Consider the following 15,854-nt stretch of genomic DNA (forward strand, 5'->3'; position numbering starts at 1 on the left):
TTGTTCGTGTGAAAATGAAACATTTTTACATGTGAATCGTATAGTGTATTAGCCGATAGTTTAATAATTGGTTCCATATGGGTAAAGTACATATAAAATGAATGGAGAGTGGTAGCTTGAGAAAAGTACTCGGACCGATTGCAGTAATCGTGGTTATACTTGTACTTCTCGGCGTGATGCTTGTTCCTAGCTATAACAAGTTTGTGACGTTGGAAGAAAATGTAGACCAATCATATGCGCAAGTCGAGAATCAATTGCAAAGAAGAGTGGACTTGATCCCGAACTTGGTGAATACCGTAAAAGGATTTGCCGAGCATGAGAGAGAAGTTATCGGGGACATTTCAGATGCCCGTGCAAGATTAGCGGGTGCCCAAGGTCCAGAAGAGCAAGCGGCGGCGAATGATGCATTATCCGGCGCACTCGGCAGGCTACTGGTCGTTGTGGAAAATTACCCTGATTTAAAAGCGAATGAAAACTTTCGTCAATTAATGGATGAACTCGCTGGAACTGAAAACCGAATTGGCGTGGCACGCCAAGACTATAATACTGAGGTTGCTACATTCAACAAACGAGTCAAACGTTTTCCGGGGAATCTGACGGCATCTATATTTGGATTCGATGAAAAAGAATACTTTAAAGCGGATGAAGCTGCGAAGGAAGTTCCAAAGGTTGATTTTGGGGATGACAAAAAGTGATTGGCAAAATGATTCGACCTTTGATCGCACTTTGCCTATTATTTACTTATTCATCAACCGCTTATGCAGCTGATATTCCCAAACCTGTAGGTCATATTTACGTGCAAGATTTCGCGAATCTTTTAAATGCGGAGCAGAAAGAAGAACTCGTCAATTACGGGATGCAGCTTGATGATGCCACAGGGGCTCAACTCGTCGTGATGACGGTCAATTCCCTTGAAGGGGAAACGATTGAAGAGTATTCGGTAAAAGTATTCCGAGAGTATGGAATCGGGCAAAAGGGCAAAAACAATGGCGTCCTTTTCCTAGTCGCCCCGAATGAAGGGGAATTGTGGATCACAACAGGGTACGGTTTAGAAGGCGCCTTGCCAGACGGGAAAATCGGAAGAATACGCGATCAATATGCATTTCCATATATGAGAGAAGGAAAATTCGATTTAGGAATCATGAACACGTATAAAGCGCTTTTTAATGAAATTGCAAAAGAATATAATTGGGACGGAGAATTTGCGCCTGTCCAAGCAAGTGAAAACTATGAAAATGAGTCCGATACAGGTATCCCATTTCCGATGATTATCTTTATTACCATTATTATATTAATGATGATGAGAAGACGAGGCGGCGGTGGTGGCGGACCCGGAGGACGTAGTGGCGGTCCGATTTTCTTCCCCGGCTCATTCGGCGGTGGCAGTTCTGGTGGCGGCTTCGGGGGCGGCGGCTTCCGTGGCGGCGGAGGAGGTTCGACTGGCGGCGGCGGAGCAGGCGGACGATGGTGATTAATAAATTCTACAAGCGGCATGCAGTTTCTTATGCATGCCGCGCTTTTTACTTTATAATGGGCTAAAAAGAGTGGTGATAAAAATGCATGTCACATTCTATACGAAGCCGAATTGCGGATTATGCGATGAGGCCAAGTTAATGATGCAGCTTGTACAAGAAGACTTCCCGTTCACATGGACGGAAATCGATATTCAATCGGATGATGAAATTCATGAAAAGTATATGCTGATGGTGCCTGTCATTGAGAAAGACGGAAACGTATTGTTATATGGAAACATCGGCTTTGTCGACATCGTCGAATTGTTTTGAAATAATAATTATCGACTTTTAATTTGAAGTGTCAGAGAAAAAGAACTATACTTAAGACACGAATAAAAATCAATCCTATTTTTTTGCTGTAGGTGGGACATTTTTAATTCGTGTGGGACGTTATTCGTCCTGGTGGTTGGAGGTGGTATTGCTTTGGAGTTTTCGATGGAAGCCCAAAGTAAGCTCGTACCTGAAATGATGGAAGTCATGCAGGAAAGATACCGGATGCTGAAGTTTGTGAAGGTGGCAGGACCGATTGGTAGACGTTTACTCGGTGAGATGTCCGGGTTGTCGGAACGTGAAACGCGTACGATGATGGACTTTTTACGAGAACAGCATTTAATCAGTGTTGCCAAAAACGGAACTACTATAACAGCTGAAGGCAATAAAGTACTCGAAGCACTCGAATTGCCAATGGAAAAGTGGTCTGGACGTATTGCTTTAGCGAACCGGTTGACAGAACTTCTCGGTGTTCGATCCGTCAAAGTCGTGGCTGGTGACAGCGATGCGAACGACGGAGCGAAGAACTTGCTTGGGATGGCAGCAGCCAAAGAGTTTGTTTCCGGGCTAGGAGATGGAACAATAGTCGCTGTGACAGGCGGAAGTACAGTTGCATCGATTCCGAACTACATAAACAAAATGAGTGATTCAAGGGGATTGTTGTTTATAGCGGCAAGAGGCGGAGTCGGGGACGATATCGGATTGCAGGCAAATGTTATAGCTGCTTCCTTTGCCGAAGCGTGCGGAGGAACTTACAATACATTCTATTATCCGGAATCGCTCAGCGAAGAAGCGCATGAAGCGTTTCGCAAAGAACCATCCGTTTTAAAAATGATTCAACTCTACGAAAAAGTAGACTGTGTATTGCACGGTATTGGTGATGCACAAACAATGGCAAACCTTCGCGGTTCAAATGCGGAAGAAAGGCACATGCTTGATGAGGAAGGTGCCAAAGGAGAAGCTTTCGGTTATTATTTTGATCGAACGGGTAAAGTAGTACACCGTATTCGTACAGTCGGCATAAGGCCCGAACAGCTGAACAGAGTTCCGCTTCTTATTTCAATTGCAGGCGGGAAGAGTAAAGCCGGGGCGATATTATCGTACATGGCTACTGCACCGAAGCAAACGATTCTTGTCACAGATGAAGGCGCCGCGAATGAAATGATCAATCTGTTGACACAATAACAATGGTTACAAATGATAAAAACAATATTTGGAGGAATAAACATGACTTTAAAATTAGCAATTAACGGATTTGGAAGAATTGGACGCGTTGTATTTCGTGAAGCACTAAAATCTGAGGAAATCGAAATTGTAGCGATTAACGACTTAACAGATGCTAAAATGCTTGCGCATCTTTTAAAGTATGACTCCGTTCACGGAACATTCGACGCAGAAGTAAGCGCAGACGGCGATGACTTAGTTGTAAACGGCAAGAAAATTCGCGTATATGAAGAAAGAGACCCTGCAGCACTTCCTTGGGGAGAGATAGGCGTTGACGTTGTAGTTGAATCAACAGGAAGATTCACTGACCAAGAATCGCTTTCAAAACACCTTGAAGCAGGCGCGAAGAAAGTAATCTGTTCTGCACCAGCGAAAGGCGATGTCACGACAATTGTAATGGGCGTTAACCATGAAGAATACGACCCGGCAAATGATAATATTGTATCAAATGCTTCATGTACGACAAACTGTCTTGCACCAGTTGTAAAAGTATTGAATGACAAATTCGGCGTTAAACGCGGTTTAATGACAACAGTTCATGCTTATACAAACGACCAACACCTGCTTGACTTACCGCATTCGGATTACAGACGCGCACGTGCAGCTGCTGAATCAATGATCCCGACTAGTACAGGTGCTGCTTCAGCAGTAACGAAAGTAATTCCTGCGTTAGAAGGTAAGCTAGACGGAATGGCAGTTCGAGTTCCAACTCCAAACGTATCAATGGTTGACTTTGTAGCAGAACTGAACGAAAACGTAACAACTGAAGATGTGAACAATGCATTTAAAGACGCATCTGAAAACGAACTGAAAAATATCCTTGTTTATTCAGACGAGCCACTTGTTTCAATCGATTACAATGGCAACCCATCTTCATCAACAGTAGACGGACTATCAACAATGGTCCTCGGTGACAATATGGTGAAAGTTATTGCATGGTATGACAATGAAACAGCTTATTCAGCACGTTGTATCGACTTAGCGCTTCATATGCACAGCAAAGGTCTATAATCATAGCCAAAACGATTACAACCCCTTATCATGGTAATGGGTAAGAGGAGCGGGGTACCCCGTTCCTTCTTTTTAATTAAACTTGGAGGTGGCTATTTTTCATGAAGTCAAAAAAGACGATGAAAGACATTGAACTTGAAGGACAACGCGTTTTTTGCCGAGTAGATTTTAACGTGCCAATGGAAGATGGGAATGTCACGGATGACACGAGAATACGTGCAGCCATTCCGACAATAAAATACTTAACAGATCAGGGTGCCAAAGTGATCCTGGCAAGCCATCTTGGGCGACCAAAAGGTGAAGTTAATGAAGAAATGCGTCTCACCGAAGCTGGAAAAAAACTTGCCGAGCTTATTAATCAACCAGTAAAAAAGCTAGACGAGTCAATTGGTGCAGATGTAGAAAATGCCATTTCAAAAATGGGAAATGGAGACATAATTCTTTTAGAAAATGTACGCTTCCATGCAGGAGAAGAAAAAAACGACCCTGAATTAGCTAAAGAATTTGCGAAACTAGCAGACGTGTTTGTCAATGATGCTTTTGGAGCCGCACACCGTGCACATGCTTCGACTGCGGGCATCGCTGAGCATCTTCCTGCCGTATCGGGATTACTGCTCGATAAAGAGTTAGATGTTCTCGGGAAAGCCCTTTCAAACCCGGAACGTCCATTCACTGCGATAATTGGCGGAGCGAAAGTTAAAGATAAAATTGGTGTTATTGATCATCTACTAGACATTGTAGATAACTTGATTATTGGCGGCGGTCTTTCATACACGTTTTTGAAGGCGCAAGGCTATGAAATTGGAAAGTCTCTTCTAGAAGAAGACAAGATGGATCTTGCTCTTTCATTCATGAAAAAGGCCGAAGATAATGGCGTTAAGCTATATCTGCCAATCGATGTAGTGGTTGCGGACGATTTTTCCGTGGATGCGAATACAAAGGTTGTGGAATTGAACGCGATTCCAGAGGATTGGGAAGGTCTTGATATCGGACCGAAAACTGCGGATCTTTACGCGGATGTCATTGCCAACTCAAAGCTGATTATCTGGAATGGTCCGATGGGCGTATTTGAACTGAAGCCGTTTGAAAATGGAACAAAACGCGTGGCCGAAGCGATGGCTGACACTAACGGGTATACAGTGATCGGCGGCGGCGATTCAGCTGCAGCTGTTGAAAAGTTTAACGTCGGAGAAAAGATGGACCATATTTCAACTGGCGGAGGCGCTTCCCTTGAATTCATGGAGGGAAAAGAATTACCAGGGGTTACAGCACTAGACGACAACTAATCGGAGGGAATATTTTGCGAAAACGAATTATTGCAGGAAACTGGAAAATGTACAAAACAGCTGAAGAAGCAGAGAAATTTGCAGAAGTAGTAAAGGGTAAATTGCCTGTATCAGACCGCGTAGAAGCAATTGTATGCGCTCCAGCACTTTATCTGACAAAACTTGTTGAACTTACCGAGGGCACTGCTCTGAACATCGGTGCACAAACGATGCATTCTGATAAAGAAGGTGCATTTACGGGCGAAGTAAGCCCGGCGATGTTGAAAAGTGTCGGTGTTAACCATGTGATTCTTGGTCACTCGGAACGTCGCGAATATTATAATGAAACTGATCAAACGGTGAACGATAAAGTTCATGCCGCGTTTGAATATGATCTAACTCCGATTGTATGTGTCGGGGAAACGCTTGAAGAACGTGAAAGCAACACAACTGTCGAAAAGGTTTCTCATCAAGTGAAGGAAGCTTTCAAAGCTGTTGAAGGGAATAACGCTAAAAAAGCGGTAATTGCTTATGAACCGATTTGGGCGATCGGCACTGGAAAAACGGCAACTGCTGATGACGCGAACGAAGTGTGTGAAGCGATTCGCAGAACTGTTGGAGAACTATACGGCGAAGAAGTTGCCGATGCAGTTCGAATCCAATATGGCGGCAGCGTTAAACCAGAAAATATTGAAGAACTTCTATCCAAAGAACATATTGACGGAGCACTTGTTGGCGGTGCAAGCTTAGAACCTGAATCGTTCATCAAATTGATCGAGGCGGGCGCTAATGAGTAAAAGTCCGGTTGCACTAATTATTTTAGACGGATTCGGGCTTCGTGAAGAAAGTTACGGAAACGCCGTGTCACAAGCTCGTAAACCGAATTTCGATAAACTTTGGAATGAATACCCGCATACGACATTAACGGCTTCAGGTGAAGCGGTAGGGTTGCCTGAAGGCCAAATGGGAAACTCGGAAGTGGGCCATTTGAATATCGGTGCCGGCCGCATCGTTTATCAGAATTTAACGCGCATCAATAAATCGATTCGCGAAGGCGACTTTTTCCATGCGCCAGCATTATTGCGCGCGATTGAACATGTAAAAGCGAATAACTCCAAGCTTCATATCATGGGTTTATTATCTGACGGCGGCGTACATAGCCACTATGAACATTTATTTGCCTTGCTTCAACTAGCACAGTTGAATGGGTTGACTGATGTTTATGTGCATGGTTTTCTAGATGGCCGCGATGTAAACCCTCAATCGGCTCTTGATTATATAGAACAAACCGAAGTGAAAATGAAGGAAATCGGTGTCGGCAAATTTGCATCGATTACTGGGCGTTATTATGCGATGGACCGAGACAAGCGTTGGGACCGTGTTGAAAAAACGTATCGCGCACTTGTTGACGGAGTTGCTAGAACAGCAGCAACGCCATCTGCAGGCGTGCTTGCTTCTTATGAAAACGATATTCATGATGAATTTGTCGAGCCGTTTATTATCGAAGAACTTGGGAAACCTGTTGCTAGAATTGAAGACGGAGATGCAGTTATTTCGTTCAATTTCAGACCGGACCGCGCGATTCAATTAGTTCGTGCATTCACAGATCCCAACTTTGATGAGTTTGTAACAGGAAAGACGTTCACGAATGTGAAATTTGTTTCGTTTACGCATTATAGCGATGAAGTTGTTGCGGACGTCGTGTTTGAAAATGACAATCTAGTGGATACACTAGGCGAAGTGATTTCAAATAATGGATTAACTCAATTGCGAATCGCAGAAACTGAAAAATATCCGCACGTCACATTTTTCATGAGCGGCGGTAAAGAAGATCAGTTTGTTGGTGAGGAACGTATGTTAATCGCATCACCAAAGGTTGCCACCTATGATTTACAGCCAGAAATGAGTGCGTATGAAGTCACGGATTCATTAATCGCCGCAATCGAAGCGGATCGATTCGATGCAATCATTCTAAACTTTGCTAACCCGGATATGGTTGGACATAGCGGGATGCTTGAGCCTACAATAAAGGCAATCGAAACTGTCGATGAATGTTTGGGAAGAATTATTGACGCGCTACAAGCAAAAGGCGGTCATGCAATCGTTACGGCCGATCACGGAAATGCGGATGAAGTGTTTACCGAAGAGGGGACGCCGATGACTGCGCACACAACGAATCCTGTGCCTGTTATTGTCACGAAGCAAGGAATCGAATTGCGTGAAGGCGGCATACTTGCTGACCTCGCGCCAACAATGCTTAAATTACTTGATTTGAAACAACCGGAAAAAATGACCGGAAAACCATTATTTTAAAGGGGAGATTCTAATGCCATTAATCACACACATTCAAGCAAGAGAAGTTCTTGATTCAAGAGGAAATCCTACAGTCGAAGTTGAAGTACTTACAGCAAGCGGCGCTTTTGGACGCGCTATCGTTCCTTCAGGAGCATCAACGGGTGAATATGAAGCTGTTGAACTACGTGATGGCGATACTAGCCGTTACCTCGGCAAAGGTGTTTTAAAAGCAGTCGAGCATGTGAATGAAGAAATCGCTGATGAACTAGAAGAAACTTATTCTGTTCTCGATCAAGCGACAATCGACAAGGCGTTAATCGAACTTGACGGAACGCCGAATAAAGGACGTCTAGGCGCAAATGCTATTCTAGGGGTTTCAATGGCAGTAGCACATGCAGCAGCAGATTACCTCGATATGCCGTTATATCAGTATCTTGGCGGCGTAAATGCGAAACAACTTCCAGTTCCAATGATGAATATCTTAAACGGCGGAGAGCACGCAGATAATAACGTTGATATCCAAGAATTCATGATCATGCCGGTTGGCGCAAAAACATTCCGTGAAGCAGTTCGTGTCGGCGCTGAAATTTTCCATAGCCTGCGTTCTGTTCTACAAGAAAAAGGACTTAACACAGCTGTTGGTGACGAAGGTGGATTCGCTCCGAACTTGGGGTCAAGTGAAGAAGCTATCGATACGATTATTGCAGCGATTGAAAAAGCAGGCTATAAAGCAGGAGAAGAAGTTCTACTTGCAATGGATGTTGCAGCTTCTGAATTTTATAACAAAGAAGACGGCACATACGTCCTCAAAGGCGAAGGCGTCGTAAGAACATCTGCTGAAATGGTTGATTGGTACGAAGAGCTTGTTGGTAAATATCCAATTGTCTCAATCGAAGACGGATTTGACGAAGACGACTGGGATGGTTTCAAACTTCTAACTGAACGTATCGGCGACCGCGTACAACTTGTCGGAGACGATTTATTTGTTACAAACACAGAGAAGTTAGCGCGTGGAATCAAAGAAGGAAACAGTAACTCGATTCTGATTAAAGTGAACCAAATCGGTACTTTAACAGAAACATTCGACGCAATCGAAATGGCTAAACGCGCGGGCTATACTGCAGTTATCTCTCACCGTTCAGGTGAAACAGAAGATACGACAATTGCAGACTTGGCAGTAGCTACAAATGCGGGTCAAATTAAGACAGGTGCTCCGTCACGTACCGACCGCGTTGCGAAATACAACCAATTGCTTCGCATCGAAGACCAACTCGACGAAACAGCAGAATATTATGGAATCAAAACGTTCTATAACTTGAAAAAATAATAGAAAAAACTCACTTCGGTGAGTTTTTTTAGCTATATTGTATGACTAGTCAAAAATAAAGGTTGTCACAATTGTTTCTATTTGGTAAAATAGTACTTGTTGTGAAGTTCTATTCAGGAGGTGGAAACAAAATGCATGCTTTGCTGATGACACTGCTTTTAATCGTAGCATTAGCTTTAATTGTAGTCGTATTATTACAATCCGGATCAAGTGCAGGTCTTTCAGGAGCCATCTCAGGTGGGGCTGAACAACTATTCGGAAAACAAAAAGCTCGTGGACTCGACTTAGTCCTACAACGTGTAACCATAGTGCTAGCAGTTTTGTTTTTCGTACTGGCTATTTTAGTGGTTAAGTTTTAACTTAAAAATCAAGTTATTTAAATAAACATTATCGCCTGACATTCCACTTCAGAATGGTCAGGCATTTTTTTTGGAGGTAGAACAATGAGGATCGCACAACCAAAACCATTCTTTTTTGAACAAGGGAAACGAGCAGTTTTGTTGCTTCATGGTTTTACGGGAACTTCAGCTGATGTTCGGATGCTTGGAAGATTTCTCGAGAAAAAAGGATATACATCACTAGCACCGCATTATCGAGGGCACGGAGTTCCGCCTGAAGAATTAATAAAAACAGGTCCGGAGCAGTGGTGGGAAGATGCACTTGCAGGTTATAATAAACTGGTAGAGGCTGGATATAATGAAATCGCTGTCGCAGGTTTGTCACTTGGAGGCGTATTTTCACTAAAATTAGGGTATAACAAACCATTAAAGGGTATTGTAACTATGTGCGCACCTATGACCATGCGCACGACGGATATTATGTTCCAAGGCGTCCTTGAATATGCCGAAGAATATAAGAAATATGAAGGCAAAGATCAAGATGTGATTGACCGTGAAGTTGCACGGTTGCGCGAACAAACAATGCCATCATTACCCGACTTGCGTGAACTCATTTATAATGTAAGCGAAAATGTCGAGCAAATTTATTCGCCAATATTTGTCACGCAAGGTACGCTTGATACGGTTATTAACCCTGACTCTGCCACTTATATTTATGAACAGACACAATCGGTTGAAAAACAGATTAAGTGGTATGAAAAATCAGGACATGTAATTACACTCGGTCCAGAAAAAGAACAACTTCATGAAGACGTCTTTGAATTCCTTGAATCTCTGGATTGGAACGTGTGAAAATGAGTAGAAATGGTCATGCTTTATTGAAAAGGAGGGATGCAAATGGATAATTATGAACAAGAACTGAGGCAAAGAATATTGTCTCTGATGAAAGAAGAATCATACAAACCGCTTACTGTACAAGAAATACAGGAATTACTGGGGTTTGAACAAGCAGCCGAATTTAAAGAATTGGTGAAAATGCTAGTCCAGCTTGAACAAAGCGGACATTTAATTCGCTCGAGAACGAATCGATACGGCGTCCCTGAGAGAATGAATCATGTACGAGGAAAATTTATCGGCCATGCAAAGGGTTTCGGTTTTGTTGCGCCCGACACTGAAGGAATGGATGATATTTTCATACCGCCACATGAAGTCAATGGGGCGATGAACGGAGACATCGTACTTGTACGCGTTTCAGGAGGCAGTTCTGGAGATCGCCGCGAAGGAACGATAACACGAATTGCAGAAAGAAAAACAACGAAAATTGTTGGAACCTATCAAGATAATAAAGGCTTTGGATTTGTTGTTCCGGATGATAAAAAGCTGCCAATGGACGTATTCATCCCCAAAGGGAGTTCACTTGATGCGGTTGAGGGCCATAAAGTAATCGCTGAAATAACTGAGTGGCCAGACGATACGAAGTCCGCAACAGGAATGATCACGCAAATACTAGGCCACCGAAACGATCCGGGTGTCGATATTTTATCGATCATTTATAAACATGGAATCACAATTGAATTTCCAGAAGACGTATTAAACCAAGCCAATAAAATCTCCGATACAGTCGAAGAAGAAGACTTGTTCAAACGTCGCGATTTGCGCGAAGACATGGCGATTACAATTGACGGGGCAGATGCAAAAGATTTGGATGATGCGATCGCAGTCGCTAAAAACGAAGATGGAACGTACACATTATCTGTCCATATCTCTGATGTCAGTTATTATGTAACGGAAAATTCACCAATGGATGATGAAGCTTATGAACGCGGGACAAGCGTCTATTTAACAGACCGTGTCATCCCGATGTTGCCGCATAAACTTTCCAATGGGATTTGTTCGTTAAATCCAGGGGTCGATCGACTGACGCTTTCATGTGTCATGAAAATCGATCAGAACGGTAAAGTGATTGACCATGAGATATTTGAAAGTGTCATTAATTCGAAAGAACGAATGACGTACTCGGATGTTTATAAAATAATCGAAGAAAAAGATGAAGAATTGATCGCGAAGTATGCACATATCGTGCCTATGCTGAACGACATGGCGGATCTTGCGAAAATCTTGAAAACGAAACGAATCGACCGCGGAGCCATCGATTTTGACTTCAAGGAATCAAAAATCCTTGTGGATGAAGAAGGTTGGCCGACAGACGTTGTCATTGTCGAGCGTACGGTTTCGGAAAAGTTAATCGAAGAGTTCATGCTTGCGGCGAACGAAACAGTTGCTGAGCATTTCCATTGGCTTCAAGTACCGTTTATTTACCGGATTCATGAAAATCCTAAAGCTGAGAAATTGCAAAAGTTCTTTGAGTTCTTGACGAATTTCGGCGTGGTGGTCAAAGGAACGGGCAATGATGTCCATCCGCGCGCGCTGCAGGAAATTGTCGAATCCATTCAAGGCATGCCGGAAGAAACAGTTATTTCCACAATGCTCTTGCGCTCCATGCAACAAGCGAAATATTTCGAGGAAAGTTTAGGACATTTCGGGTTATCAACTGAGTTCTATACGCATTTTACAGCGCCGATTCGTCGATACCCGGACTTGATCGTTCATCGTTTAATCCGTACGTATCTAATCGAAAAAGATGTTTCTTCACAGACAATCGAACATTGGAATGCAGTGTTATCAGAAATAGCAGAACATACGTCTGAACGCGAGCGTCGTGCTGTCGATGCTGAACGAGACACTGAGTCCCTGAAACAAGCTCAATTTATGCTTGATAAAATTGGCGAAGAGTTTGAAGGGGTCGTTTCTTCTGTTACGAATTTCGGATTGTTTGTTGAGCTGGAGAATACAATCGAAGGGCTTGTCCACGTCTCGTACATGACTGATGATTATTATCGATTTGACGATAGACAAATGATGATGATCGGCGAGCATACAGGGAAGCAATTCAGAATCGGTGCTGAAGTGACGGTCAGGGTTGTTGCTGTGAAACCAGAAGAATCGGCAATCGATTTTGAACTTGTAGGAATGAAGCAATCATTCCACCGCACGCGGAGAGAGTCGCCTAAAGTAATCCACGCGAAGAAACAAAATGGTTCAGGCAAACAATCAGATAAACAGAAAGGTAAAAGAAAGTCCCAAGCTACGAATAATAAGAAGAAATTTTATGAAGGCGTCGCCAAAAAAACAAAGAAAAAACCTAGAAAAAGAAAATGATGCCGGAGTGACGATTGCTGTCCCCGGCACATAATAGGGGGAAGAATCGATGGCAAAAGGGAAAGGTAATATTCTAGCCAGAAATAGAAGGGCGAATTTCGATTATGCAATTGAAGATACGCTAGAAGCGGGCATCGTCTTGCAAGGAACAGAAATCAAATCGATTCGCGCCGGAAAAGTCCAATTAAGAGAAGCGTTCGTTCAAATTCGCAATAATGAAGCGTGGATCGTGAACATGCATATTAGTCCTTACGATCAAGGAAATCGGTTTAATCATGATCCGGTACGAACTCGAAAGCTTCTCCTTCATAGGAGACAAATTAATCAGTTGATGGGAAAAACGCAACAACAAGGTTATACGATCGTGCCTATACAGATTCATTTGAAAAATGGGTTTGCAAAGGTCTTGGTAGGCGTTGGAAAAGGTAAGAAACATTACGATAGACGAGAAGACCTAAAGCAAAAAGAAGCGAAGCGAGACGTGGCTCGTGCGCTGAAAGAAAGTCAGCAGTATTGATTTTTGCTAGAAAATAAGGTATACTATGTATTGTATTAGTAGTTTAGAAACCTTAACCGGTTATCCTGACATCCTTTCGGGGACGTTACGGATTCGACAGGGGTGGTCTGAGCTTGAGTTGCGCGTCGGAGGGCTCGGCTCCGTCAGAAACGACACTTATAATAACAGGCAAAACAAACAACAACCTAGCATTCGCAGCGTAAGCTGACTGAATCTGCCTTATAGCTTCATCGCCCATGTGCGGTTATAAGGCTCAACTTAAGTGGGATACGACGTCTACTCTCTCCTGAGGTAGCCGGAAGAGATTCGCAGGATAGCGCACAGGCCGCCTAGTTTGCCGGCAAAATGATGCGCGAAACCTAATTGGCAAACTACACGCGTAGATGCTCGAGTATATGAGCCTCTGGACGCGGGTTCGACTCCCGCCGTCTCCATACTGAGAAATGTATGGTTATAAACACTGTCAAGACCCTTGAATATCAAGGGTTTTTTCTTTTGCGTTGTTTCCTTGAATATCAAACAAGTAACATGGCTTCATTCTCAGGAAACTCTAATCTTCTTCACCTACTTTTTCATGAAAAATATAATAGTGATTACACCATTGTTTGAAGGTCAAGTAAACGAACGTTTTCAATTTACATTAAACATTGAAGGGCAAGATTATCGAGGTATCTTTCATGATCAGAAAGTTCAAGGGTTTCAGCCACAACCAAATGAAAAATTAGAAAAAGAACATTTTAACTTCGCCGTATCTAATGTGCGTCATTTCCCCTGAGTCAAACAGAAGAGATTCCCCAAAAAGCGCACAAGATGTCCTGATACTGCCGGCATAATAAATTCTAATAAGATACAAGCTTTTTAACCCCTCATAAAGCAACAAAGTATATCTTTTTGGGATGTAGTTATACAATAAATAGAATCTAGAATGATGAGGGAGCGAATCAGAATGGGAAAATTAGATAATAAAGTTGCCTTAATTGTCGGCGGTACTTCAGGTCTTGGAGAAGCGACAGCTAAAATGTTTTCAAAAGAAGGCGCGAAGGTGGTCGTTGTTGGTACAAATGAAGATAAAGGTCAACGTATTGTTAGCGGGATTGAACAGAATAATGGAGAAGCCATATTTGTGAAAGTTGACATAACGAATTCGGCATCAATCGAAAATGGTGTTAATCAAGCAGTAGAAGAATACGGCACGATTGATATCTTATATAACGGAGCTGGTATTCATGATGCCTATGCAAATGTCCTTGAAACAGCCGAAGATCAATTTGATAAATTAATGGCTATAAATGTTAAGGGGCCATACCTTACGACGAAAGCTGTTATGCCAATATTTTTAGAAAAAGGCAAAGGAACTATTATTAATATCGGGTCACAATCTACATTTGTTGCCGGTGCAGGTGGTAACACTTACGTAACGAGCAAGCATGCGATCAATGGGTTTACGAAACAATTGGCTTATGATTTTGGTAATAAGGGAGTCAAAACGAATTTAATCGCGCCAGGATTTATTGAGACACCTATGACTGAAGGAATCCAAGATGAGAGATTAAAGGATATTCCAGCAGGTAGAGCAGGAAAGCCAGAGGAAATTGCATCAGTAGCAGTTTTCTTAGCTTCCGATGAATCAGATTATATGCAGGGCGCAGAAATTAAAGTCGACGGTGGTTGGACTGTCGGACGTTAAGATAGAATAAAGCAAATTTTGGTACCCTGTTCAAGATAATATTCAGACAATAAATCACAATTGCATATAGAAAATTAATTGGCCAATCAAATTTATGTTTGATTGGCTAATTTATATATTGTTACGCTACTATTTGAATGATCATAATTGGACTTACAAAGGCCATCCATCACTCGAGCCTGTACACTTGAACTCTCTTTTGAAGTTGTAGATACTTGAGTAATGTGAGGAGTTTCAGAAGTAAATGAGAAGTTTGGAGTGGTACATATTGAATAACATAGTAAAAGGAATTATATTAATGCTGATTTCATCTATCGGATTTGCGATTATGACGTTATTTGTAAAGTTGTCAGGTGATCTTCCTTCGGTTCAAAAGACGTTTTTTCGAAATTTGGTATCAGCAGTCATTGCATTTGTACTTGTAATTTATCATAAGGAAAGTTTGTTTGGTAAACGGGAAAACCAACTTATTTTGCTAAGTCGTTCAATTTTTGGGACGTTGGGCATAATATTTCTCTATTATGCAATCGATCATCTTGTTTTGTCGGATGCCGATATGTTAAACAAAATGAGTCCATTTCTAGTCATAATTTTTTCAGCATTATTTTTAAAGGAAAGAGTGTTGCCATTCCAAATGGTAACGATTGTCATGGCGTTTATCGGAATGCTATTTATCGTGAAGCCTTCTTTTTCAGCTGACTTCGTTCCCTATTTCATCGGCGTTTTGTCGGCTATATTCGCTGCAGCTGCCTATACGTTCTTAAGAGTGCTAGGAAATCGAGAGAAATTTTATACAGTTGTCTTTTATTTTTCCTTCTTTTCAACTGTCGTGCTATTACCGTTTTTAATTTGGCTTTATGAACCGATGACAGGTAAACAGTTAACGTATTTATTACTCGCTGGTTTATTTGCGACGGTTGGTCAATTTGGGATTACGTTAGCGTACAAGTATGCTGCGGCTCGTGATATATCGATTTTTACGTATTCCACGGTCATCTTTACGACGGTATTAAGTTTCACATTTTTTGGAGAAGGACCGGATCGGTATAGTTTAATTGGATACGTCATTATTTTAAGTGCGATGATATTCATGTTCTTCAGAGGGAGAAAGTCAGCACCGCCAGTATGAGGGTAAGGGAAATAACCTTCAACATTTGTTAAATCTCCTGATGGCGATGAACGTGCTT

Annotated in this window: 15 protein-coding genes and 1 other RNA gene; all 16 read left to right on the plus strand. The window is 42.3% G+C overall.

Going from position 1 to position 15,854, the window contains the following annotated elements:
• Window positions 1–116 precede the first annotated feature (116 nt).
• The 16 genes from G8782_RS15890 to G8782_RS15965 all read left to right on the plus strand — a co-directional run bounded on the left by G8782_RS15890 (window position 117) and on the right by G8782_RS15965 (window position 15,796).
• Complete coding sequence (locus G8782_RS15890) at window positions 117–695, plus strand: LemA family protein (protein WP_172372996.1); 579 nt, start codon at window positions 117–119, stop codon at window positions 693–695.
• Complete coding sequence (locus G8782_RS15895; protein WP_343035081.1) at window positions 692–1,471, plus strand: TPM domain-containing protein; 780 nt, start codon at window positions 692–694, stop codon at window positions 1,469–1,471. Before G8782_RS15890 ends, G8782_RS15895 begins: the two co-directional genes overlap by 4 nt.
• 85 nt (window positions 1,472–1,556) lie before the next feature.
• Complete coding sequence (locus G8782_RS15900) at window positions 1,557–1,784, plus strand: glutaredoxin family protein (protein WP_172372998.1); 228 nt, start codon at window positions 1,557–1,559, stop codon at window positions 1,782–1,784.
• A 153-nt stretch (window positions 1,785–1,937) separates the two neighbouring features.
• A complete protein-coding gene (locus G8782_RS15905; RefSeq protein ID WP_172373000.1) occupies window positions 1,938–2,969 on the plus strand; it encodes a sugar-binding transcriptional regulator in 1,032 nt (343 codons plus the stop codon).
• Window positions 2,970–3,011: 42 nt separating this feature from the next.
• Window positions 3,012–4,019 carry a type I glyceraldehyde-3-phosphate dehydrogenase gene (gap, locus tag G8782_RS15910; protein ID WP_172373002.1) on the plus strand — a complete coding sequence of 336 codons (1,008 nt, stop codon included), beginning with the start codon at window positions 3,012–3,014 and terminating at the stop codon, window positions 4,017–4,019.
• Between the two features lie 101 nt (window positions 4,020–4,120).
• A complete protein-coding gene (locus G8782_RS15915; RefSeq protein ID WP_172373004.1) occupies window positions 4,121–5,305 on the plus strand; it encodes a phosphoglycerate kinase in 1,185 nt (394 codons plus the stop codon).
• A 14-nt stretch (window positions 5,306–5,319) separates the two neighbouring features.
• A complete protein-coding gene (tpiA, locus tag G8782_RS15920) occupies window positions 5,320–6,081 on the plus strand; it encodes a triose-phosphate isomerase (RefSeq protein ID WP_172373006.1) in 762 nt (253 codons plus the stop codon).
• Window positions 6,074–7,597 carry a 2,3-bisphosphoglycerate-independent phosphoglycerate mutase gene (gene gpmI, locus G8782_RS15925; RefSeq protein WP_172373008.1) on the plus strand — a complete coding sequence of 508 codons (1,524 nt, stop codon included), beginning with the start codon at window positions 6,074–6,076 and terminating at the stop codon, window positions 7,595–7,597. Before tpiA ends, gpmI begins: the two co-directional genes overlap by 8 nt.
• A gap of 13 nt (window positions 7,598–7,610) precedes the next feature.
• Window positions 7,611–8,906: a phosphopyruvate hydratase gene (gene eno / locus G8782_RS15930; RefSeq protein WP_172373010.1), complete on the plus strand. Its 1,296-nt coding sequence runs from the start codon at window positions 7,611–7,613 to the stop codon at window positions 8,904–8,906.
• Between the two features lie 131 nt (window positions 8,907–9,037).
• Window positions 9,038–9,265, plus strand: coding sequence for a preprotein translocase subunit SecG (gene secG, locus G8782_RS15935; RefSeq protein WP_172373012.1), 228 nt, complete (start codon window positions 9,038–9,040; stop codon window positions 9,263–9,265).
• An 84-nt stretch (window positions 9,266–9,349) separates the two neighbouring features.
• Window positions 9,350–10,096, plus strand: coding sequence for an alpha/beta hydrolase (locus tag G8782_RS15940; RefSeq protein WP_172373014.1), 747 nt, complete (start codon window positions 9,350–9,352; stop codon window positions 10,094–10,096).
• Window positions 10,097–10,141: 45 nt separating this feature from the next.
• Window positions 10,142–12,463: a ribonuclease R gene (gene rnr / locus G8782_RS15945; protein WP_172373016.1), complete on the plus strand. Its 2,322-nt coding sequence runs from the start codon at window positions 10,142–10,144 to the stop codon at window positions 12,461–12,463.
• Between the two features lie 49 nt (window positions 12,464–12,512).
• On the plus strand, window positions 12,513–12,980 hold the full coding sequence (gene smpB, locus G8782_RS15950; RefSeq protein WP_172373018.1) for an SsrA-binding protein SmpB: 468 nt from the start codon (window positions 12,513–12,515) through the stop codon (window positions 12,978–12,980).
• Window positions 12,981–13,058: 78 nt separating this feature from the next.
• Window positions 13,059–13,417: a transfer-messenger RNA gene (gene ssrA, locus G8782_RS15955) on the plus strand.
• Between the two features lie 509 nt (window positions 13,418–13,926).
• The gene (locus G8782_RS15960) at window positions 13,927–14,667 is read left to right on the plus strand and encodes an SDR family NAD(P)-dependent oxidoreductase (protein WP_172373020.1); all 741 of its coding nucleotides are present in this window, start codon (window positions 13,927–13,929) and stop codon (window positions 14,665–14,667) included.
• A gap of 268 nt (window positions 14,668–14,935) precedes the next feature.
• The gene (locus G8782_RS15965) at window positions 14,936–15,796 is read left to right on the plus strand and encodes a DMT family transporter (RefSeq protein ID WP_216667908.1); all 861 of its coding nucleotides are present in this window, start codon (window positions 14,936–14,938) and stop codon (window positions 15,794–15,796) included.
• Window positions 15,797–15,854 lie beyond the last annotated feature (58 nt).

The organism is Sporosarcina jiandibaonis (assembly GCF_013184495.1).
Lineage (GTDB): Bacteria > Bacillota > Bacilli > Bacillales_A > Planococcaceae > Sporosarcina > Sporosarcina jiandibaonis.